The 21,501-nt window shown below is 67.7% G+C and carries 22 protein-coding genes and 3 tRNA genes; 8 read left to right on the top strand and 17 right to left on the bottom strand.

The genetic code is table 11. The features are described from left to right. Positions 1-143: 143 nt before the first annotated feature. Positions 144-281: a hypothetical protein gene (locus tag AB4Z09_RS17695; protein WP_174911557.1), complete on the bottom strand. Its 138-nt coding sequence runs from the start codon at positions 279-281 to the stop codon at positions 144-146. Between AB4Z09_RS17695 and AB4Z09_RS17690 the strand changes: the two genes are divergently transcribed. Together AB4Z09_RS17690 and AB4Z09_RS17685 are read left to right on the top strand one after the other, a co-directional pair. After that, positions 280-714, top strand: coding sequence for a hypothetical protein (locus AB4Z09_RS17690; RefSeq protein WP_114724072.1), 435 nt, complete (start codon positions 280-282; stop codon positions 712-714). The genes AB4Z09_RS17695 and AB4Z09_RS17690 overlap by 2 nt on opposite strands. Positions 715-721: 7 nt before the next feature. Continuing rightward, the gene (locus tag AB4Z09_RS17685) at positions 722-2,314 is read left to right on the top strand and encodes an MFS transporter (protein ID WP_429519304.1); all 1,593 of its coding nucleotides are present in this window, start codon (positions 722-724) and stop codon (positions 2,312-2,314) included. A 22-nt stretch (positions 2,315-2,336) separates the two neighbouring features. Here the strand turns inward: AB4Z09_RS17685 and AB4Z09_RS17680 are convergent, their stop codons facing one another. From AB4Z09_RS17680 to AB4Z09_RS17670, 3 genes are all read right to left on the bottom strand, one after another. Next, a complete protein-coding gene (locus tag AB4Z09_RS17680) occupies positions 2,337-2,990 on the bottom strand; it encodes a TetR/AcrR family transcriptional regulator (protein WP_397484756.1) in 654 nt (217 codons plus the stop codon). Between the two features lie 105 nt (positions 2,991-3,095). Then, positions 3,096-3,896 (bottom strand): ABC transporter permease, encoded by an 801-nt coding sequence (locus tag AB4Z09_RS17675; protein ID WP_397484757.1) that lies wholly within the window; start codon positions 3,894-3,896, stop codon positions 3,096-3,098. Then, positions 3,893-4,846, bottom strand: a complete 954-nt coding sequence (locus AB4Z09_RS17670; RefSeq protein ID WP_429519307.1) for an ATP-binding cassette domain-containing protein — start codon at positions 4,844-4,846, stop codon at positions 3,893-3,895. The genes AB4Z09_RS17675 and AB4Z09_RS17670 overlap by 4 nt, the downstream gene beginning before the upstream one ends. Before the next feature lie 104 nt (positions 4,847-4,950). On the opposite strand from AB4Z09_RS17670, the gene AB4Z09_RS17665 reads away from it, so the two are divergent. Then, positions 4,951-5,679: a TetR/AcrR family transcriptional regulator gene (locus tag AB4Z09_RS17665; RefSeq protein WP_442240304.1), complete on the top strand. Its 729-nt coding sequence runs from the start codon at positions 4,951-4,953 to the stop codon at positions 5,677-5,679. A gap of 58 nt (positions 5,680-5,737) precedes the next feature. Further along, positions 5,738-7,111 carry a dipeptidase gene (locus AB4Z09_RS17660; protein ID WP_442240303.1) on the top strand — a complete coding sequence of 458 codons (1,374 nt, stop codon included), beginning with the start codon at positions 5,738-5,740 and terminating at the stop codon, positions 7,109-7,111. A 10-nt stretch (positions 7,112-7,121) separates the two neighbouring features. Here the strand turns inward: AB4Z09_RS17660 and bcp are convergent, their stop codons facing one another. Next, a complete protein-coding gene (bcp, locus tag AB4Z09_RS17655) occupies positions 7,122-7,592 on the bottom strand; it encodes a thioredoxin-dependent thiol peroxidase (RefSeq protein ID WP_442240302.1) in 471 nt (156 codons plus the stop codon). Positions 7,593-7,778: 186 nt separating this feature from the next. On the opposite strand from bcp, the gene AB4Z09_RS17650 reads away from it, so the two are divergent. After that, entirely contained in the window at positions 7,779-8,000 is a 222-nt protein-coding gene (locus AB4Z09_RS17650) for a DUF3618 domain-containing protein (RefSeq protein WP_031936604.1), read from the top strand. A 158-nt stretch (positions 8,001-8,158) separates the two neighbouring features. Here the strand turns inward: AB4Z09_RS17650 and AB4Z09_RS17645 are convergent. Next, positions 8,159-8,231: transfer RNA gene (locus AB4Z09_RS17645), tRNA-Lys, on the bottom strand. Between the two features lie 41 nt (positions 8,232-8,272). Next, positions 8,273-8,345 (bottom strand) — tRNA-Lys (locus AB4Z09_RS17640). A 274-nt stretch (positions 8,346-8,619) separates the two neighbouring features. On the opposite strand from AB4Z09_RS17640, the gene AB4Z09_RS17635 reads away from it, so the two are divergent. Together AB4Z09_RS17635 and AB4Z09_RS17630 are read left to right on the top strand one after the other, a co-directional pair. Then, on the top strand, positions 8,620-9,864 hold the full coding sequence (locus AB4Z09_RS17635) for a L,D-transpeptidase (protein ID WP_442240301.1): 1,245 nt from the start codon (positions 8,620-8,622) through the stop codon (positions 9,862-9,864). A 46-nt stretch (positions 9,865-9,910) separates the two neighbouring features. Continuing rightward, entirely contained in the window at positions 9,911-10,144 is a 234-nt protein-coding gene (locus AB4Z09_RS17630; RefSeq protein WP_114724079.1) for a hypothetical protein, read from the top strand. 85 nt (positions 10,145-10,229) lie between these two features. Here the strand turns inward: AB4Z09_RS17630 and AB4Z09_RS17625 are convergent, their stop codons facing one another. The 3 genes from AB4Z09_RS17625 to orn form a co-directional block, all read right to left on the bottom strand. Continuing rightward, on the bottom strand, positions 10,230-10,370 hold the full coding sequence (locus AB4Z09_RS17625; RefSeq protein WP_429519314.1) for a hypothetical protein: 141 nt from the start codon (positions 10,368-10,370) through the stop codon (positions 10,230-10,232). Between the two features lie 359 nt (positions 10,371-10,729). Continuing rightward, positions 10,730-10,802: transfer RNA gene (locus tag AB4Z09_RS17620), tRNA-His, on the bottom strand. 83 nt (positions 10,803-10,885) lie between these two features. After that, a complete protein-coding gene (gene orn / locus AB4Z09_RS17615; RefSeq protein WP_114724110.1) occupies positions 10,886-11,485 on the bottom strand; it encodes an oligoribonuclease in 600 nt (199 codons plus the stop codon). A gap of 84 nt (positions 11,486-11,569) precedes the next feature. Between orn and AB4Z09_RS17610 the strand changes: the two genes are divergently transcribed. Further along, a complete protein-coding gene (locus tag AB4Z09_RS17610; protein WP_442240300.1) occupies positions 11,570-13,312 on the top strand; it encodes a helicase HerA-like domain-containing protein in 1,743 nt (580 codons plus the stop codon). A 24-nt stretch (positions 13,313-13,336) separates the two neighbouring features. Here the strand turns inward: AB4Z09_RS17610 and AB4Z09_RS17605 are convergent, their stop codons facing one another. The 7 genes from AB4Z09_RS17605 to AB4Z09_RS17575 all read right to left on the bottom strand — a co-directional run bounded on the left by AB4Z09_RS17605 (position 13,337) and on the right by AB4Z09_RS17575 (position 21,113). Next, entirely contained in the window at positions 13,337-14,455 is a 1,119-nt protein-coding gene (locus AB4Z09_RS17605) for an NDMA-dependent alcohol dehydrogenase (protein WP_442240299.1), read from the bottom strand. Between the two features lie 93 nt (positions 14,456-14,548). Then, positions 14,549-15,892, bottom strand: a complete 1,344-nt coding sequence (gene lysA / locus AB4Z09_RS17600) for a diaminopimelate decarboxylase (RefSeq protein ID WP_442240298.1) — start codon at positions 15,890-15,892, stop codon at positions 14,549-14,551. A 141-nt stretch (positions 15,893-16,033) separates the two neighbouring features. Further along, positions 16,034-16,837, bottom strand: coding sequence for a mycolate reductase (gene cmrA / locus AB4Z09_RS17595; protein WP_114724083.1), 804 nt, complete (start codon positions 16,835-16,837; stop codon positions 16,034-16,036). Positions 16,838-16,882: 45 nt separating this feature from the next. Continuing rightward, on the bottom strand, positions 16,883-18,913 hold the full coding sequence (locus AB4Z09_RS17590; RefSeq protein ID WP_442240297.1) for an FAD-dependent oxidoreductase: 2,031 nt from the start codon (positions 18,911-18,913) through the stop codon (positions 16,883-16,885). A gap of 19 nt (positions 18,914-18,932) precedes the next feature. Then, positions 18,933-19,496, bottom strand: coding sequence for a PadR family transcriptional regulator (locus AB4Z09_RS17585; RefSeq protein WP_114724085.1), 564 nt, complete (start codon positions 19,494-19,496; stop codon positions 18,933-18,935). A gap of 108 nt (positions 19,497-19,604) precedes the next feature. Beyond that, a complete protein-coding gene (locus AB4Z09_RS17580) occupies positions 19,605-19,736 on the bottom strand; it encodes a putative transporter small subunit (RefSeq protein ID WP_217487143.1) in 132 nt (43 codons plus the stop codon). Positions 19,737-19,799: 63 nt separating this feature from the next. After that, positions 19,800-21,113 carry a sodium:solute symporter family transporter gene (locus AB4Z09_RS17575; RefSeq protein ID WP_442240296.1) on the bottom strand — a complete coding sequence of 438 codons (1,314 nt, stop codon included), beginning with the start codon at positions 21,111-21,113 and terminating at the stop codon, positions 19,800-19,802. Between the last annotated feature and the right edge of the window lie 388 nt (positions 21,114-21,501).

Below are 21,501 nucleotides of genomic sequence, written 5' to 3'. Positions count from 1 at the left end.
GGCGGAAATCGCGCCGGATTGCCGCCGAACAGGGGGTCGAGGGACGGTAATCGGCGTAGAAACGGAGGCGAGGCTGTTCCGAACCTGTTCCGGGGTGATCCGAGACGGAAGGGCTAAACCGTGTTCCACTCGACACAGAACGATCAGATTTTCCGCAGGCCCGGCACGATCCGGGCGGTGACCGCGGTGGGGTTCGCGGCACTGCTGGCCGTGACCGGGTGCTCGTCGAACGACGACAACTCGTCCGGTTCGACCAGCGCCTCCATGACATCCGCGTCCATGACATTCGGGACGGGGATGACCTCCCCGAGCGGGACGGGGACGGCGATGCCGATGACCGGGGCGTCGAAGGACGTGAACGACGCCTTCGTCGCATTCTTCTCCGGGGAGACATCGGGAGGCCAGAAGATCCTGCTGGTGCAGAACGGCGAGGCGTTCGCCGACACCATCAACGCGCAGGCCGAATCGCCGATGGCGAAGGGCACCACGGCGACCGTGACGAACGTGGACATGGACGCCCCCGGCCACGCGACCGTCACGTACACGATCGAGATGAACGGTCAACCCGTGCTGGCAGACCGGATCGGTGAGGCCGTCGAGCAGGACGGCCAGTGGAAGGTCGCACAGGGCACGTTCTGCGACCTGCTGACCCTCGAGGGAAACCCGCCGCCGGTGTGCGGACAGCCGACGACATCGGCGGCGACACCGAGCTGAGTTCGACATGAGCCGCGGTGTCGTCGCGCCGATCGGCGCGACGGCGCAACCGCGCGCCGCGCTCGCGACTGTCTGCGCGGTGCTGTTCCTGACGTTCCTCGACACCACGATCGTCAGTGTCACGCTCGGCAGCGTGCAGTCGGACCTGCATGCGGGTGTGGTGTCGCTGCAATGGGTCGTGAACGCCTACACGCTGGTGTTCGCGTCTCTGATGCTGACGGCGGGTTCGCTCGGCGACCGGTGGGGACGCAAGCGGGTCATGGTCGCGGGCATCGTGATCTTCTGCGTCGGTTCGGCGGTGTCGGCGGTCGCGTCGACCGTCGCGGTGCTCATCGTGGGGCGCGCGGTGATGGGCGTGGGAGCGGCCGCATCCGAGCCGGGCACGCTGTCGGTGATCCGCCACGTGTTCCCTGATCGGAGCGACCGTGCCAAGGCGCTCGGTGCGTGGGCCGGTGTGTCCGGTCTGGCGCTCGCGCTGGGCCCGGTGGTCGGCGGTCTGCTGGTCGGCACGTACGACTGGCGCGCGGTGTTCTGGTTCAACCTCGTCCTCGGCGCCGTGTTGTTCGTCGCGGCTGTTCGATTCGTTCCCGAGAGTTCCGATCCGCAGCCGGGGCGACTGGACCTGGCGGGGTTCGTGTTGGGTTCCACCTTCCTCGGATGCGTCATCTTTGCGGGCATCTCGGGGGAGAACGTCGGCTACGACGCACCGTCGGTGATCACACTGTTCGTCGTCGGCGGAATCTCGTTGGTCGCCTTCGTGATCGTCGAGTTGCGGGTCCGCAACCCGATGCTCGACTTCCGGTACCTGCACCCGCCGATGGTGCGCAGCGCGCTGATCGTCGCGTTCGCCGTCTACTTCGGGGTGTTCTCCATCTTCTTCTTCACCGCGCTGTATCTCGAGGAGGTCTACGCCTATTCGGGACTGCACGCCGCGGCGATGTTCACGCCGATGGCGGTCGCGATCGTGGTCGGCTCCGCGCTGTGCGGATTCTGGGTGGCCCGCAGTTCGGCCGCGGTGCCCATGATCGTGGGGTGCATTCTGGCGGCGGTGGGCATCCTGCTCACCCGAGCGGCACTGAGCGGCGACCCGTCCTTCGTTCCGTTGGCCGGCGCGCTCACCGTCGCGGGTCTCGGGTTCGGGATCGCGGTGGTGCCGTTGACGTCTGCCGTCCTGTCCGGGGTGCCCGCCGCGCACTCGGGGATGGCGGCTGCGGCCACCAACACGATGCGTCAGATCGGGGCCGTAGTGGGGGTCGCGGCGCTCGGCGCGCTGGTCAACTCCCACCTGACGGAGGACCTCACCGGCAGGCTCAACGATCTGGACATTCCCGCCAACTTCCAGTCCATCGTCATCGACGCGATCAAGACCGGGGCCGTGCCGGCCGGCGGAAGTGAGGAGGCGTCGTCGGCCTACGGTCCGATCGTCGACCAGGTCATCGACGCGACGTACGCGGCGTTCCATGCCGGCCTCGACACGGCGCTGCTGGTCTCCGCGAGCATGATCTTCGTCGCGGCCGCCATCACGGTCGTCGCAGCAGTGCGGGTGCGTGGCAGGACCAGCGGTGGCTACGACGGTGTGGCGGAGGTGGAGGCCCGCTGACCCCGGTCGGGTGCGGTGGACCTCAGGTCGAGCGTGATTCCTTCTCGGCCACCAGCAGATACGCGACCATGAGCCGTTTGAGTTCGGCGACGGCGTCGGCGTGGCTCTGGCCGTCCTGTACCGAGAAATTCAACATCGAGTAGACGACGTGGACCAGGACCTCGGCCATCATCTTGCGGCGCTCGCGGGGCGTGTGCGGGGTGAGCGGCGCCAGCATTCGCGAGACCTGCTCGGCGAACTGTTTCTCGTGGATCACGCCGGTGGCCCGGGTCGACGGCGTCGACTGCATCGCCAGCCACACCTCACGCCGCGACGGATCCGACGTCCACAGCCCCGCCATGTGATCGACGAACTTGTTGAGGAACCGGAGCCAGTCGAGCGACGGTACCTCGCCGTTGAACGCCTCCAACTCCTGCTGCACGCCCACGAGATCCTGGCGGTTGAGCTCGCACACGATCACGTACTTGTTCGCGAAGAACTGGTACAGCGTGCCGATCGGCACATCCGCCCTGGCCGCCACCTCCTCGCACGTGAACGACTCGAAGCCGACGTCGACCAGCAGTTCCCGCGACGAGGCCAGTAGGGCGTCGAATTTGCGGCGGCTGCGCTCCTGCGTCGGGCGCCGCCGGGGCATGAGTTCCTGGGGGTCGCTCTGGACCTCCAGCGCGGGGTCCACCCTGCGAGGGGGACGGCGGCTGGTAGTGGACTCCACGAGCACAGATTATCGGTCTTTGCCGTCAGATTCGACGACCTGCCCGTTCTGGTGTTTCCCGCGGTACCGCTAACGCGTCGTCCGCCTGCGGTACAGCACCGTGGCGCCGACGAATCCGACGACGGTGACGGCGGCACACCACAGGACGGCCAGCACGGCGCTGTCGCCGATCGGCGTGCCCATCAGCAGCCCCCGAACCGTCTCGATGACGGGGGTGACCGGCTGGTTCGCGGCGAACCACTGCAGCCAACTCGGCATCGTGGCAGCCGGCACGAACGCGCTGCTGACGTAGGGCAGGAACAGGATGACGAACGTGAAGCCGCTCGCGGCTTCCGGGTTCTTCGCGAGCAACCCGAGCGCGGTCGACAGGTACGACAGCGCGAACACGAACAACGCGATGATCCCGATCGCCCCGAGCCACCGCACGGGGTCTGCCGTCGGGCGGAACCCGATCAGCAGCGCGAATGCGACGACGATCGCGGTCGTGATCATGTTCCGCACGACGCTCGCCAGCACGTGTCCGTTCAGGACCGCGGACCGTGCGATGGGCAGTGTGCGGAACCGGTCGATGATGCCGTCGGTCATGTCGCTGGAGACGCTCACCGCCGTCGTGGACGCGCCGAAGGCCGCGCACAACAGGATGATGCCCGGCACGACGTAATCGATGTAGGCGCCGCCGGTGTCGATCGCGCCACCGAACACGTAGACGAACATCACCATCAACATGATCGGCAGGGCGAGGGCCGTGAGCATCGTGTCCGGGCTGCGCGAGATGTGGGTGAGGTTCCGCCACAACATCGTCCAGGAGTCGGACAGTGCGAACACGGGTTCGTTCACGGTCAGGGTCGATGTCGTAGATGGCACGGTCATCGGACTTCCTCCTTGCGGGCTCCACCGGTGAGGGCGAAGAACACGTCGTCGAGATCGGGGGTGTGCAGGGTGAACCGATCGACGGACAGCGTCGGGTCGTCGATGCGGTCGAGGAGCGCCTTGAGGGAGCGGATGCTGCCGTCGGTCGGGATCTGCAGCGTCGAGGCGTCGAGGTCGACGACGGCGTCGGACAGCGCTGCGCTCGCCCGCGCGAGCTGGGCCGGGTCGTGGACGGCGATCTCCACGTGCCCGCCCGGTACCAGCTGTTTGAGCTCGTCCGCGGTGCCTTCGGCGACGATCCTTCCGGCGTCGAGGACGGCGATCCGGTCGGCGAGCTCGTCGGCCTCGTCGAGGTACTGCGTGGTGAGCAGGATCGTGGTGCCGTCGCGGACCAGTTCGCGCACCATCGCCCACATGTCTCGACGGCTCCGGGGGTCGAGCCCGGTCGTCGGTTCGTCGAGGAACAGCACCCGCGGCCGCGCGACCAGGCTCATCGCGAGGTCGAGGCGTCGTCGCATTCCACCGGAGTAGGTGTCGGCACGCTGGTTCGCGGCGTCGGTGAGGTCGAACTGCTCGAGGAGTTCGTCTGCGCGGCGCCGTGATTCACGGCGACCGAGGTGATGCAGGTCGCCGATGAGGGTGAGGTTCTCGCGGCCGGTGAGCAGTGTGTCGACCGACGCGTACTGGCCGGTGACGCTGATGTCGGCGCGGACCGCACGCGCCTGCGACGGCAGGTGGTGTCCCGCGACCTCGACCTGCCCGGCGTCGAACGGCAGCAGGGTCGACAGGATGCGGACCGTGGTGGTCTTGCCGGCGCCGTTGGCGCCGAGCAGCGCGAACACGCTGCCCGTGGGCACGTGGAGATCCACGTCGTCCAGCACCGTGCGGTCGCCGAAGGTCTTCCGTAACCCGGTCGCCGAGATGGCGTGCGTGGTCTGTGGTCGGTTCATGAGCCGTCCTCCCCAAAACTGCGTACGTGATACACAACTGTTTACAACATACGCAGTTTTAGGATGAGCGCAAGAGTCGGCTCGAGAGAGGAGCGGTGACGCGGATGGAGACCACTGAGGGCGCGGCGCTGCCTCGGATCGTCGAACTCGCCTGGGGACTGGGCGAAGCCGGCAGCCGTGGCCCCAAGCGGGGCCTGAGCGTGAGCGAGATCCTCGATGCCGCCATCGAACTCGCCGACGACGAGGGCGTGGCGGCGCTGTCGATGGCGCGGGTCGCCAAGCGTCTGGGCTTCACCACGATGTCGCTGTACCGGTACGTCGAGAGCAAGGACGAACTGCTCGAGTTGATCTCCGATCGCGTCATCGGCCCGCCGCCGACGATTCCGCCGGAGCTGTCGTGGCGGGAGGGGCTCGAGGTGTGGGCGCGCGCCGAGTACGACACGCTCATGCGCCACCGGTGGTGGCTGCACCTGCCGATCAGCGGGGCCCCTCTCGGGCCGAACAACATCGCGTGGCTCGAGGCCGCTCTCGGAACTCTGGCATCGACGACGCTGCCCGAGCCGCTCAAGGTGCAGGTTGCGCTGAACGTCTCGGTACACGTCATCGGCCGGGCCCGGTTCACCATCGATCTGGTCCCCGACGCGGAAGAGGACAACTACGCCAGCATCCTGCCGAGGGTCCTCGACCCGGCGCAGTTTCCGGCCCTGATGTCGGCGCTGGACAGCGGTGCGTTCGCGGAGGACGACGTCGATTGGCAGGACGCCGATTTCCGGTTCGCGCTGTCGCTGCTCCTCGATGGCGTCGAACGTCTCGTGGCGCAGTACGACACCTAGCGGCAGTACGCCACGTCGGCCGTCTCCGGCTCGTAGGCTCGGATGCGACGCGTCGAGAATGCTGGAGGTGGCCGTGGTGGTGCAGAAGTCGGACGAGATCCGGGCCCGGGTTCGGGAGCTGATGCCGACCGCGCGTGACGAACTCGCCGCGCTCGTGGCATTGCGGTCCATCGCGGATCCGAGGCAGGCCCCGCCCGAGCAGTGCGCCGCCGCCGCGAACTGGGTCGCCGACGCCTTCCGGGCGGCCGGGATCGGCCACGTCGAACTGATCGGGACGTCCGACGGTTCCCGCGCGGTCGTCGGGCATCAGCCGGGACCCGAGGGTGCGCCGACGGTGCTGCTCTACAGCCACTACGACGTCCAGCCTGCGGGCGACGAGGCGCTGTGGGCGACGCCGCCGTTCGAACTCACCGAGCGCGAGGGCCGGTGGTACGGGCGCGGTGCCGCGGACTGCAAGGGCAACGTCGTCATGCACCTGCTCGCGCTGCGGGCGCTCGCGGGAGCAGGGGAGCCGCTGCCCGTGGGGATCCGGATCGTGTCGGAGGGCGCCGAGGAGATGGGCGGCGGGGGGCTCGAGGATCTGGTCGAGCAGCGGCCCGAACTGTTCGCCGCGGACGTGGTCGTGATCGCGGACACCGGCAATGTCGCAGTCGGCCGGCCCACCCTCACGACGAGTCTGCGGGGAATCGCGAATGTCGTGGTGCATGTGGAAACCCTCGCGGGCGAACTGCATTCGGGCATGTACGGCGGTTCCGCGCCGGACGCTCTGGCAGCGCTCGTCCAGATGCTCTCCACCTTGCGGGACCACGGCGGCAACACCGTCGTCGACGGGCTCGACACCGCGCAGGACTGGGACGGTGTGGACTATCCGGAGGACCAGTTCCGGGCGGATGCCGGCGTGTTGGACGGGGTCCGGCTCACCGGTTCGGGCTCGGTCGCGGACGCGGTGTGGGCGCGTCCGGCGCTGACGATCCTCGGGATCGACGCTCCGCCGGTCGTCGGGTCCGCGGCGGCGATCCAGCCGCGGGCGTCGGCCCGGCTCAATCTGCGGGTGCCGGCGGGGATGGATCCGCACAAGGCGCAGGACGCGCTCATCGCGCATCTCGAGAAAGCGGCGCCGTGGGGCGCCCACGTGACGGTGGAACGTGAGGCGGTCGGGTCGCCGTTCCGGGCGAAGACGTCCGGGCCCGGCTACACCGCTCTGACGTCCGCGCTCGCGGAGGCGTTCGGCGCCGACGTCGCGGTGGCGGGGCAGGGCGGCACGATCCCGCTGTGCAACACCTTGGCCGGACAGCTCCCGGACGCCGAGATCGTGCTGATGGGTGTCGAGGAGCCGCGGGCGCTGATCCACGCGCCCAACGAGAGCGTTGACCCGTCGGAGATCGAGAATCTGGCCGTCGCCGAGGCCCTGTTCCTACAGGGCCTCGGCTGACGGGGCGGCGTCAGACCGACAGGTCGCGGCGGAGCTTGGCGACGTGGCCGGTGGCGCGCACGTTGTACTGGGCCACCTCGATCTTGCCGTTCTCGTCGACGAGGAACGTCGAGCGGATGACGCCCTGGACGACCTTGCCGTACATCTTCTTTTCGCCGAACGCGCCCCATGCGGTGAGCGTCGTCTTCTCGGGATTCGACAGCAGCGGGAAGGTCAGGCCCTCGTTGTCGCGGAACTTCGCGAGCTTGGCGGGCTTGTCGGGGGAGATGCCGACGACGTCCAGACCGGCCTCGTTGAGTTCGGCGAGGCTGTCGCGGAAGTCGCACGCCTGCTTGGTGCAGCCCGGCGTGCTCGCGGCGGGGTAGAAGTACACGATCACCTTGCGGCCGCGGTAGTCGGCGAGCGACACCTCGTTGCCGTCGGCGTCGGGCAGGGTGAAGTCGGGTGCGATGTCGCCGGGGGCGAGCCTGTTCTCGGTCACAGCGACTGAGGCTACCGAAGGCCCCCGACGGCTGTGGCCGACCGCGGACGGGCGCGGACGGCACGAGCGACGGTCCGCACGACGCCCCGCACTCCCTTCTGCTCTACGGTTGTGTCGAGCTGTGCCGGTAGCGTGACCGGCACAGCAGCATCACCGCCGCACCGATTCGAACCAGTTGGAGGACACGTGCCCAGGGACACCGAGAGCATCGAGCGGGACATCGAGAACGCCCGCAATCAACTCGCGCAGACACTCGACGTGCTCGCCGTCCGCACCAACCCCAAGCGGCTCGTCGAGACGACCAAGCAGAGTGTCCTCGCGAAGTTGAACGAGCCCGCCGTGAAGGCGGCGCTCATCGGTGCCGGTGCTGTCGTCGGGTTGCTGGTGCTGCGCAAGATCTTCCGCTGACGCGACCGGACCAGGTCCGGCAGCTCGAACGGGACGTCAGGTCACACATTCCCCGGGATCGTGTGACCTGACGTCCCGTTCGTCGTTTCGGAGGCATCGAGCCTTCGATCGGAAACGACGAAAGGCCCCCGCACATGATGTGCGGGGGCCTTTCACGGTGCGCCCACAGGGACTCGAACCCCGGACCCAGTGATTAAGAGTCACTTGCTCTACCAACTGAGCTATAGGCGCATGCCCATTTTGCCGGAGAACCGGCTGCTAGTGAACTAGCGTGCGCCCACAGGGACTCGAACCCCGGACCCAGTGATTAAGAGTCACTTGCTCTACCAACTGAGCTATAGGCGCATTGCTCGTCGCGAGGTGTCCCTCGTTCGGTGCGAGGAGAACATTAGCGGACGGCTTCGAGCGAAAGCAAATCAGTGGTCCTGTAACCCTCGAGCCGCAGGTGGCGATTGGTATTCGACCGTTACTCACGTGTCCGGCACGTCGGGGAAGTCGGCTGCGCGAACCTGGCATCATGCAGGAGCGCGGGTGCCGGAGGGATTGTCTGGTCGGCACGTGGGTGGGGTGGGTCGAAGGGACTTGCCTCGGTAGGTGTGCAGTGTGAAGTGGGGTTTTCATGAAGGTCAGTCGCGGTGAGGGTCGTCGGCGCGGGGGTGGAGCGACGAGATCGAGGCTGCCTGCCGCCGCGGCAGTGGTCGCAGCGGCTCTGGGGATGGTGATGCTCGTCACGGGGTGCACCATCTCGACCGGTGCGGCCGGCGCCTCCACTTCCGATACCGGGCCGGTCGACTCCAATCCGCTCGTCGCATTGATCCAGCCGAAGCTCACCACCACCRTCGTGGACGGCGCCGTGGGCTTCTCGCCCGGCGACCCGGTCTCGGTCCGGGTGGCCGACGGCCGGTTGGCGAACGTGGCGCTGCGCAACCCGGACGGCAAGACGGTCGCCGGAGCGGTGGCTCCGGACGGGCTGTCGTGGACGAACACCGAACCACTCGGATACAACCGCAAGTACACGCTCCAGGCCGACGCGTACGGACTCGGTGGCTCGACATCGACCACTCTGTCGTTCACGACCAGTGCCCCCGGGAACCTCACCAAGCCGTACGTGATGCCCGGCGACGGCAGCGTCGTCGGTATCGGCCAGCCCGTCGCGATCCAGTTCGACGAGAACATCCCCGACCGCAAGGCTGCGGAGGGCGCGATCGAGATCGTCACCGCGCCGCCGGTCGAGGGCGCCTTCTACTGGCTCAACAATCGTGAGGTGCGCTGGCGGCCGCAGAACTACTGGGCGCCGGGCACCACGGTCACCGTCGACGTCAAGGCGTACGGCCGAGATCTCGGCAAGGGATTGTTCGGGCAGGAGGACGTGCACTCGTCGTTCACGATCGGCGACGCCGTGGTCATCACCGCCGACGACGACACCAAGCAGGTCACCGTCAACGTGTCCGRTCGCGATGTCAAGACGATGCCGACGTCGATGGGCAAGAACAGCACCCCCACGGACAACGGGGTCTACATCGTCGGAGACCGGTTCGATCACCTGGTGATGGATTCGTCGACCTACGGTGTCCCGGTGAGTTCGCCGGACGGCTACAAGACGCCGGTCGACTGGGCCACGCGAATGTCGTACAGCGGCATCTTCTTCCACTCCGCGCCGTGGTCCCTCGGCGAGCAGGGCAACACCAACACCAGCCACGGCTGCCTGAACATGAGCCCGTCCAACGCGAAGTGGATCTACGACAACACCAAGCGTGGCGACATCGTCCTGGTCAAGAACACGGTGGGCGGCACCCTGTCGGGCACCGACGGACTCGGGGACTGGAACATCCCTTGGGAGACCTGGCGGGCCGGCAACGCGTAGCGGGCGATTATTCTGGGTGTGACCGAATCGTCCGAAGGAACGGGAGCTGAGCGTGGTAGCGGTGGGAGTCGGGGATCTCGTTCAGGCGGCGGGCCATGCGGGCCCGTGGACTGTTCTCGAGGTCCGGCATGGCATGGCGTTGCTCGAACACGCGGATGGGCACCGGCTCTCGCGTCGGACGACGACGCTGACCGTGGTGCGTAAGGCTGAACCAGGTGCGCGCGCCGCACGTTCGGTAGACGACGCGGACAGCGGCGACTCGCCGACGCTGTTCGACTGACAGCAGCAAATAGCAGAACGACTCCGGCCCGCCTGCCGACTAGATCGTCGGTAGGCGGGCCGGAGTCGTTTGAAGGCCGGGCTGATCAGGCTGCCGGGGCGAAGGCGGCCAGTGCAAGCACGAGGCCCATGACTGCACCGAGGCCGGCAATGACGCCGCCACCTGCGGTGATGACCTTCTGGATGTTGCCGAGATCGGCGATGGTCTTCGTGTCGAGGGAACCCATGAGGGAGACTCCTGTCGTGAAAGGGTGCAGGCATGACGGCATTCACGCCCGGGCATCGATGATGCTGTGCGTCACAGTAGGGGCCGGATGAACAAACGGTTAATTGGAGGTCCCACTGAGTGGGACTTGTGAGTTTTTCCTGTTCAGGGCGATTTGTGTGTGTCGCCGGGTACTTGAAAAGTGAACTGCATCACGCCGGCGTTGCTATCTCGCCTTTTGTGTATGTGGCGGACTTCGGAGGGCCTCGGCGGGCGATCGGTGCGCAGAACGCGCGGTGGCGGCGGAGCGCACGACGTGAGGGTGAGGTGCCGCCGGAGAAACGAGAAAAGCCCCCGGCGATGCCGGGGGCCTTTCTTCGGGGTGACTGACGGGACTCGAACCCGCGACAGCCAGGATCACAACCTGGTGCTCTACCAACTGAACTACAGTCACCATCGCTGTCGCTTCCGGCGGAACCGGTTGCTGCAGCGAGATGAATATTAGCCTGTCGATCGAGGAAAGTGCCAATCGGCTGGTCAGGCCGGTCCCAACTCCTTCGCGACGGCCGCGATCTCGGTGGTCGAGGGGCCCGGATCCGCCACGAACGCGGTGCGCCGGTAGTACTGCAGTTCGCGGATCGATTCCTTGATGTCCGCGAGGGCCCGGTGCGAGAGGCCCTTCTCCGGCTGGCCGAAGTAGATCCGCGGGTACCAGCGGCGGCACAGCTCCTTGATCGAGCTGACGTCGATCATGCGGTAGTGCAGGTGCCCGTCCAGTTCGGGCATGTCCCGGGCGATGAAGCCGCGGTCGGTCGCGATGGAGTTGCCTGCCAGCGGCACGGTGCCGGCGACGGGCACGTGCTCGCGGATGTAGGCGAGCACCATCTGTTCCGCCTCGGCGACGGTCACCGTCGACGCGCGTACCTCTTCGGTCAGTCCGGACTTGGCGTGCATCTGGGTCACGACGTCGGGCATGTCCGCCAGAGCGTCGTCGTCGGCGTGGATCACGATGTCCACGCCTTCACCCAGGATGTTGAGGTCGCTGTCGGTCACCAATGCCGCGATCTCGATGAGCTTGTCCGTACCGAGCCGAAGGCCCGTCATTTCACAATCGATCCATACCAATTTGTCCTGCACGAGAAACACAGTAGTCACGCCCGGGCGGGATATTGTCCACGGTGGAGAACTTCCCGCACGCTTTCTGCTCGAGGAGGACACCACATGACGGTTGACCCGACGCCGGCGGAGAAGGCTCGGATCGCGAAAGCGGCCGCCGAGGAGGCGGCTCGCGTCGCTGCGGAAGCGGCAGCGGCTGCGGAAGCGGCCGAGCGTGAGGCGGCCGACGCGGAGCGGGCGGAGCGTGAAGGCGCGAAGGCCGGTCCGGACAACGGGGGTTCGGCCGAGGGGTTCGGCGCCGCCGCCGAGATCGCGTCCGGATACGCGTCGGAGGGAGCGGCCCTCGAGCTCGGGACGGTCGTCGTCGACGGTGCAGTGGATGCGGCTGCCCGCGTGCGGATTCCGCTGGCGACCGTCAACCGCCACGGACTGATCGCCGGCGCCACTGGCACGGGCAAGACGAAGACACTGCAGGGCATCGCCGAACAGCTCTCGGCGGCAGGTGTTCCCGTCGTGATGGCGGACGTCAAGGGCGACCTGTCCGGGCTGTCCGCGCCGGGGGAACCGAACGACAAGATCACCGGTCGAGCCGCGGAGACCGGGGACCCGGACTGGGTGCCCACCGGCTACCCGGTCGAGTTCGTGTCGTTGGGAACCGAGGGCATCGGGATCCCGGTGCGTGCCACCGTCACGAGTTTCGGGCCGATCCTGCTCAGCAAGGTCCTCGGACTCAACGAGACCCAGGAGTCGACGCTGGGGCTGATCTTTCACTGGGCCGACACCCGTGGGCTCGCCCTGCTGGATCTGAAGGACCTGCGCGCGGTGATCGCGCATCTCACGTCCGACGAGGGCAAGGCCGACCTCGAGGGCATCGGGGGCGTGTCGGCGGCCACCGCGGGTGTGATCCTGCGCGCGCTGGTCAATCTCGAGGCCGACGGCGGTGACACCTTCTTCGGTGAGCCCGAGTTCGAGACCGAGGATCTGTTGCGGATGGGCGCCGACGGGCGCGGGGTGGTGACGCTGTTCGAACTCGGCGCGCAGGCCGCGCGTCCGGCGATGTTCTCGACGTTCCTGATGTGGGTGCTGGCCGACCTGTTCCAGACGCTGCCGGAGGAAGGCGACCTCGACAAGCCGAAGCTGGTCTTCGTCCTCGACGAGGCGCACCTGCTCTTCAAGGACGCGTCCAAGGCGTTCCTGGYGCAGGTGGAGCAGACGGTCAAGCTGATCCGGTCGAAGGGCGTCGGCGTCTTCTTCTGCACCCAGTTGCCCACCGATGTCCCCAATGCCGTGCTCTCGCAGCTCGGTGCGCGGGTCCAGCACGCGCTGCGCGCCTTCACCCCGGMCGACCAGCAGGCACTGACCAAGACGGTCCGTACGTATCCGAAGACCGCGCACTACGATCTCGAGAAGGCGCTCACCTCGCTGGGGACCGGTGAGGCGATCGTCACCGTGCTCTCGGAGAAGGGCGCTCCGACTCCGGTGGCGTGGACGAGGATCCGGCCGCCGCGGTCGCTGATGGACACGATCGGCGACGACGGGATCCGGGCGGCGTCCGGCGCCAGCGGGTTGCAGGCGAAGTACGGGCAGACCGTGGACCGGGAGTCGGCGTACGAATTGCTGACGGCGAAGGTCGTGGGCGCGCCGAACCTCGACCCGACGTTGGATGTGCCGCCCTTGCCGGACCTTCCGGATCTGCCGCCGCCGCCCGCCCCGAACGAGGGGCCGAGTGTTGCCGAGCAGATCCTCGGCAACACGGCGGTCAAGAGTTTCCTCCGGTCGGCGGCGTCGGCTGCCGGGCGGGAGATCTCGCGGAGCATCTTCGGTACCGGGCGCAGGCGACGGAGGTGAGTGCGCCCGGCACCGAGGTGGCGGTCAGTCGAACAGGACGACGCCGCGGATGTTCTTGCCCTCGTGCATGTCGATGTACCCCTGGGCGATGTTGTCGAGCGTGTAGGTGGTGGTGATCAGTTTGTCGAGCTCGAGCTTGCCGCTGCGGTACAGCTCGACCATCCACGGGATGTCGGCACTCGGCGCGGACGCGCCGAACAGCGAACCCTGGATGCGCTTCTGGTAGAGCGTGAGCTCGAGCAGGCTGACCGGGATGCCGATGTCGGTGCCCTTGCCGAGACCGGTGACGACGACGGTGCCCGCCTTGCGGATGGACGAAAATGCCTGCGCCACATGCTCACCAGTGGTCACGCCGACCGTCACGATCGCGGAGTCCGCGCCCTGACCATTGGTGAACGATCGGGCGATCTCGGTGGCCTCCTCCATCGTCGCGACCGCGTGGGTGGCGCCGAGTTCGAGGGCGGTGGTGCGCTTGAACTCGACCGGGTCGACGGCGATGATGTGCGCCGCGCCGGCGTGAGCCGCGCCCTGGACGGCGTTGATGCCGATCCCGCCGATACCCACCACGATGACCGTGTGGCCGGGATAGACCTCGGCGGAATTGACGGCCGCACCCCAGCCGGTACCGACACCGCACCCTAGGAGACAGAGCTTGTCCAGCGGGAGGTCCTTGTCGACCTTGACCGCGGAATCGACGTGCACGGTGGAGTACTCGCTGAAGGTGCCGAGCCCGCACATCTGCGCCACGGGGGTGCCGTCCATCGAGAGCCGGAAGCTCTCCGGATCGTCCGGGCGGCTTCCGCTCATGATGGTGGCGCCGCGGTCGCAGAGGTTCTGCAGCCCCTTCGCGCACCAGCGGCACCGCCCGCAGCCCGCGAGGAACGAGAAGATGACGTGGTCGCCGACCTCCCAGCCGTCGGTGTGCGGTCCGACCTCGACGACGATGCCGGAGCCTTCGTGACCGCCGCAGATCGGCAGGTGGCTGTAAGCGTGGTCGCCCTTGGCGAGGTGATCGTCCGAGTGGCACAGGCCGGACGCGAACATCTTGACCATGATCTCGTTCTGTCGTGGGCCGGCGAGTTCGAGCTCGACGACCTTGTAGGTCCCAGGTGCTTCGGTGATGACGGCGCCGCGGGTCTTCACAGGTTCCTCCCAGTGGACATAACAGTGTGTTGTGCATCACTATCAGTCCCGGCGGGTCCGCGTGGCGGATGTGATCCCACTCACTGGAATCGGTCAGGCGTCGGATTCGCGCGCCATGAGGTCGGCGACGGTCTCGCGGCGGATCAGCTCGCGAATGTGCCCGTCCCGCACCGCGACTACCGGTGGCCGGCCGACGCCGTTGTACGTCGAGGCGAGGCTGTGGTGGTAGGCGCCGGTGCACGGCACGGCGAGGACGTCCCCGGGATGCAGGTCGACGGGGAGTGAGACGTCCTCGGCGACGACGTCGCCGGCCTCGCAGTGCCGTCCCACCACGGTCACCGTGGTGTGGCGGCCCAGTGGATGCCGGTTGGCGATCACGACGTCGTACCGGGCGCCGTACAGCGCGACCCGGGGGTTGTCGCTCATGCCGCCGTCGACGGCGAYGAAGGTGCGTCCGCCGGCATGAGTCTTCGTCGACACAACGCGGTACAGGGTGACCCCGGCCCGGGCGACGATCGCCCGTCCCGGTTCGAGCACGATCTGTGGGCGGGGGAAGCGGTTGCGCGCGCAGGCGTCGTCGAGGGCGTCGTCGACGACGGCGGCCAGGACCGCCGGATCACACTCCGGGTCGCCGGGACGATAGGGCACGGCGTGTCCGCCGCCCAGGTCGAGGGTGGTCAGGATGACGCCGTGATCGCTGCGGATCTGCGCCATCTGCCCGACGAGGCGGGCGACGGCGGACCGGAAGTACTCGGCGTCGGCGATCTGGGACCCGAGATGGCAATGGAGGCCGACGAGTTCGAGGTTCGGCTGCTCGAGGACCAGTCGCGCGGCATCGCCCGCCTGATCGTGGGACAACGGGAATCCGAACTTCTGGTCGTCGACCCCGGTCGCCACCGCGCGATGGCCGTTGATGTCGATGCCGGGCGTGACCCGCACCAGCACCTGGACGCGCCGGTTCGCGATCGCGGTGAGGAGGCGGATCTCGGTGAGAGAGTCCACCACGATCCGACCCACTCCGGCGTCCACCGCGGCCCGCAGTTCCGTCGCGGTCTTGGCGTTGCCGTGCAGAATGATCCGAGCCGGATCGACGCCCGCGGACAGCGCGATCGCGAGTTCGCCGCCCGAGCACACGTCGATCGACAGCCCCTCGCGGGTCACCCAGTCCGCGACCGCGCGGATCATCAGGGCCTTGCCCGCGTAGGCGATCTCGGCCTCGGGGAACGCGGCGCGGTATGCGCGGCAACGGTGCCGCACGTCGGTCTCGTCGAGGACGTAGGTGGGTGTGCCGAACTGGTCGGCGATGTCGTCGAGCGCGACTCCGCCGACCCGGATCCGGCCCCGGTCGTCGTGGTCGGTGGTGGTCGGCCACAGCGCCGGATCCAGTCGCGGCGTCATCGTCGTGCGAAGGGACGGAAAGAGATCGAGCAGGGTCACCGGCGTCTCCTGAGGGTGCCCGCATCCAGGTGGAGCGGGGTCACCTTCAGGACTACGCCGGTCTCGTGCTCATCGGTCGGTTCTTGACGGGTACTTGACGGCGCCCGCCCGAGCCCTGACGCGCGGTTGACGCGCGGTGCGTCAGCCGCCCAGTTTCCGGTAGAACGTGCCGACGATCGGGGCGACGACGGCGCGCGGGCTGTACTGCCCGGCCACCGACATGCCCTTGCTCAGGATGCCCGGCACGATCCGCATCTTGTTCTCGGCCAGCGCGTCCAGCGAGACCTTCGCGACGTACTCGCTCGAGATCCACAGGAAGTCGGGGACCAGCTTGTCGACGATCGACGCCTCGGCGGGGTCGGGGGTCTCGGTGCGCACCGGGCCCGGCGCGAGCAGCGTGACGTTGACGCCGCTGCCCTTGAGTTCGCCGCGCAGCGACTCGGAGAACGTGTTCACGAACGCCTTGGTGGCGGCGTAGGTGGCGTTGTTGGGGATCGGCATGTTGCCGGCCGCCGAGCCCACCATCAGGATCGCGCCCGACTTGCGCGCCACCATGCCCGGCAGGACCGCGAGGGTGAGGTCGTGCACGGCGACGGAGTTGAGCTCGACCTGGTCGCGCTCGTACGACGGATCGAGCTCGCTCACGGGACCGAACGTCGCGATACCGGCGTTGTTGCACAGGATCGAGATCTCGCGCTCGGACAGCTCGGTCACCAGCGGGGCGCGGCCCTCGCGGTCGGACAGGTCCACGGCGCGGACCTCGACCTCGACGCCGTACTTCTCGCGCAGCTGGGCGGCGAGCTTCTCCATGACGTCGCCTCGGCGGGCGACGAGGATCAGCGAGTGTCCGCGCGCGGCCAGTTCGGCGGCGAGGGCCTCGCCGATGCCGGAGGAGGCGCCGGTCACGACCGCGCGGGCGTCTGGGGTGGGGTTCGGCAGGCTCACGAGAATGCAGCGTAGTCGGTGCCCGGATTCGTGGTGGTCATGCGCTCAGATGCTCGCCGCCAGCCGGGTGCCCTGCTCGATCGCGCGTTTGGCATCGAGTTCGGCGGCGACGTCGGCGCCGCCGATGATGTGCGTGGTCACACCGGCGACCGTCAGTTCGTCGACGAGGTCGCGCACCGACTCCTGCCCCGCGCAGATCACGACGGTGTCCACGTCGAGCGTCCGAGGACGCTCGTGCTTCTCGCCGAACGTGATGTGCAGACCGGCGTCGTCGATGCGCTCGTAGTTGACGCCCGACAGCTCGTGCACGCCCTTCGCCTTCAGCGCGGCGCGGTGCACCCAGCCGGTGGTCTTGGCGAGCCCGGCGCCGATCCGTCCGGGCTTGCGTTGCAGCAGGTACACCTCGCGTGGCGACGGTGCGGGCCGCGGCGTCGTCAGCGCACCGGGAGCGGACTCGGGATCGGTGACGCCCCACTCCTGCTTCCACTCCTTCAGGTCCAGAGTGGGGGAGTGCTCGTGGGTGAGGAACTCGCTTACGTCGACGCCGATGCCGCCGGCGCCGATCACCGCGACCGTCCTGCCGACCGGCTTCCTGTCCCGCACAACCTCGGCGTACGACAGCACCTTCGGGTGGTCGACGCCAGGGATGTTCGGGACGCGTGGGGTCACGCCGGTCGCGAGGACCACCTCGTCGTAGCCGGAGGCGATCAGGTCGGCGGCGGTGACGCGGGTGCCGAGCCGGACGTCGACACCCGCGAGGTCGAGTTGGCGGCGGTAGTAGCGGATGGTCTCCGCGAACTCCTCCTTGCCGGGGATCCTCTGCGCGATACCGAACTGGCCGCCGATGTCGTCACGTGCCTCGAACAGGGTGACGGTGTGGCCGCGTTGCGCGAGGTTGAGTGCCGCCGACAGTCCGGCCGGTCCGGCGCCGACGACCGCGAGGGTCTTCTTTCGTCGCGTCGGCAGCAGGACCAGCTCGGTCTCGCGCCCCGCACGCGGATTGAGCAGGCACGAGACGTGCTTGTTGACGAACGCGTGGTCGAGGCACGCCTGGTTGCAGGCGATGCAGGTGTTGATCTCGTCGGGTGCGCCGGCCTCGGCCTTGCGGACCCACATGGGGTCGGCGAGCATCGGCCGGGCCATCGAGATCAGCCGGGCGTCGCCGCGGGTGAGGATCTCCTCGGCGGTCTCGGGCATGTTGATGCGGTTGGACGCCGCGACCGGGATGGACACGTGCTTCGCGAGTTTGTCGGTGATGTCGGCGAACGCTGCGCGCGGTACCGACGTCACGATCGTCGGCACCCGCGACTCGTGCCAGCCGATGTCGGTGTTGATGATGGTGGCGCCGGCGGCCTCGACTTCCTGTGCGAGCGCGACGATCTCGTCCCAGCTCTGTCCACGCTCGACGAGGTCGGCCATCGACAGCCGGAACAGGATGATGAAGTGCGGGCCCACGGCGGCGCGGGTGCGGCGCACGATCTCGACAGCCATCCGGCGACGCTTCTCGGGGGTGCCGCCCCACTCGTCGGTGCGACGGTTGGTGCGCTCGGACAGGGACTGGTTGATCAAGTAGCCCTCGCCGCCCATGATCTCGACGCCGTCGTACCCGGCCGAACGGGCCAGACGGGCACAGCGGACGAAGTTGCGGATCTGCCAGCGCACGCCACGGCTCGTCAGGCGCCGCGGCCGGAACGGGTTGATGGGCGCCTTGATCGACGACGCGGACACACTCAGCGGCTGGTAGCTGTACCGGCCGGCGTGCAGGATCTGCAGCGCGATCTTGCCGCCCTCGTCGTGGACGGCGTGGGTGATGACGCGGTGCCGACGGGCCTCGAACCGGTTGGTGAGCTTCGCGCCGAAGGGCAGCAGCCAGCCCGTCCGGTTGGGGGCGTAGCCGCCGGTGACGATGAGGCCGACGCCGCCGCGGGCGCGTTCGGCGTAGAACTCGGCCAGGCGGGCGGTGTTCTTCGCGCGGTCCTCGAGGCCGGTGTGCATCGACCCCATGATCACGCGATTCCTCAGCGTCGTGAATCCGAGGTCGAGTGGCGAGAGCAGATGCGGGAACTGGGAAGTCATGCCGGGCCTTTCGGTCAGGTCAGGGCTGTGAAGAAGAATCGGGATGCTGTTCGGATTCGAGGGCGGCGAGCACCTCGGTGCACCAGCCGACGAACCCTTCCTCGACGCGGATGCCGCCGCGCAGGACGAGGTACTGGTGCAGGACGGACCCGGCGCGACGGCGGGATTCGGGAAAGTCGTGGTCCTGGATCCTGCGGTACAGGTCCAGGCGTGCGACGTGCTCGTCGCGGTGCCGGCGCACCTCTGCGATGAGCGACGCCATGTCGCCGTACGCGGCGCCGCGGATCTTCACGGCGAGTTCGTTGCGCAGGTGGCCGGGCTCGGTGGGCTCGGCGATCCAGCGGGCCAGCTCGGCCCGGCCCGCGCTGGATACGCGGTACACCTTCTTGTCCGGGCGGCCGTCCTGTGCGATCGCCTCTCCCGTGACCCAGCCGGCGTCGTCCATCCGCTTGAGTACGCGGTAGATCTGCTGGTGGGTGGCACTCCAGAAGAAGCCGATCGACTTGTCGAATCGGCGCGCGAGTTCGTATCCGGAGCCGGACTGCTCGCTGAGGGAGACGAGGATCGCGTGTTCGAGTGCCACGTCCCCAGTCTGTATGCAACGAGGTGAATATGCAACTGTGCGTATAACGCGTGCGGGGTGCCCCGGACCTAGTTCGGTCCGGGACACCCCGAGGTCACGCGCGTCGGGTCAGACGAGGCGCTCGCCCTTCCTGCGGGCGGCGGCCCACTCGCGGACGGCGCCGCGGGTGATGACGAACAGTGTCGCGGCGACGACGATCGGCCATATCAGGACGTAGACGGTCAGGAACACGGTGTTCACAGGTACTCCTCTGTAATCGGATCGAGTCTGCAGTCGGATCGAGCCGGGGCCGGTTCGGAGCGGTCAGCCCCGGACGGCCGCTTCCCCCAGCGACGGACGGTCGTCGTCGATGTCGGTGGACCCGGGCTCGCTGTCGAAGTCGCCGACCCGTTCCTTGATCGTCGCGAAGTCGAACGATTCGGGGTTGCGCACCGACATCACGTAACAGACCACCGTGCTCACGGCGTACGCGACGAGTGAGCCGCTCAGGGTGGCGTAGTCGTGCAGGAAGCCGATGCCGAAGGGCGCGACCACGACGATCGCGACCGCGCCGACGATCTTCGCGACGCGCAGTCCGAAGAACCCGAAGGCCATCAGGGCGAGCACCACACCGACGCCGACGACGGACACGACGTCGATGAGGAACCCGCTCGCCCCGTCGGTGGGGAACCAACCGAAGCGCACCGGCAGGAACGTGGCCACTGCGGCGAGGGTCGAGATCGTGAACGCCTTGTTGGAGACCTTGTTCCAGTAGAAGCTCGCGATCACCGGGAAGACCAGCGCGCCCCACAGGGCGCCGACGAACACCAGGAGATCGAGAATGTTGAGTCGCATGCTCGCGAACGCCACGGCCAGCGCGGTCGCGACGACCATGGTGGCGCGGCCGATCAGCAGCATCCGGCGTGGATCGGCGGCCGCTCGGCCGGCGACGGTGTGGCCGTACCCGTCGGTCATGACGATCGACGACAGCGCCGCCAGATCGGAGTCCGCGGTGGACGACAAGGCTCCGAGGATGAGCAGGAAGAACAGTGCGACCAGTACCGCCGGCAGGTAGGTGCCCGCCATCTGCGGAATGAGGTTGTTGACGTCCCCGTCCAGCGGATCGCTGCCCAGGTACAACGCGAGGACGCCGAACATGCCGATGCCGATCACCGTGGCGCCGTATCCGACCGCGGCGGTGATGAACGTCGGTTTGATGAGGTCCTCGCGGACCGCGAACAGTCGCTGCGCGATGGTCTGGTTTCCGATCGCGTAGGCGAGGACGGCGGCGATGTAGGGGGCGCCCTGATTGAAGAACGCCTCACTCGAGAAGAAGTTGCCCTGGGCGGGAGTCAGATTCGCGGCACCCGTCTCGAACGCTGCCGGGAATCCCGCGGCGAAGAAGACGATCGGGATCAGGATGGCGACGGCGCCGAGCATGCCCAGTAACTGGATCACGTCGGTCAACACGGAGGCCCGGAATCCCGACCACAACGTGTACAGCAGCACACCGCCCGCGATGACGAGCGCACCCTGGATGAAGTTGAGCGGTGACAGCAGGGAGATGAGTACGCCGCCCGCGAGGAAGTTCGACATCAGGCTGATGAGGCTGCCGACGACGTTGGATCCGGCCAGCATGAGCTGGCTCGATCGCCCGTGCCGGGCGTACATGATCTCCGCGAGGGTGTGGGCCCGGGGCGCCAGTCGCCGATGCGTACATCGACGATGCCCAGATCCAGGTGGCCGTCATGCTGGCCGCGGAGATGCCGAAACCGACCTGGTTTCCGGCCGTCATGAAGTTGTCGGCGTTTTCCCTCTTCCGGCCGATGCGGAGGGAGATGAGAAATGTTCCGCCGTAGAAGAACACTAGCCTGCCGCTTTCACGGTAATTCGGCTGAACACCTGTGTCACTGACGAAGAAAGGTGCTCCGACCTGCGATAATTCGACTTGTCTAAGGTTGAACAATCGCGTGATCAAGGAGCACCTTTCAGGCACCTTTCAGGTGGCCAAGTCTACGTCCCCGTA

Origin of the sequence: Rhodococcus sp. TAF43, from assembly GCF_052113525.1 — a bacterium.
Lineage (GTDB): Bacteria > Actinomycetota > Actinomycetes > Mycobacteriales > Mycobacteriaceae > Prescottella.
Note: the sequence above shows the minus strand (reverse complement) of the source record. Positions and strands in the feature narration are given on the sequence as shown.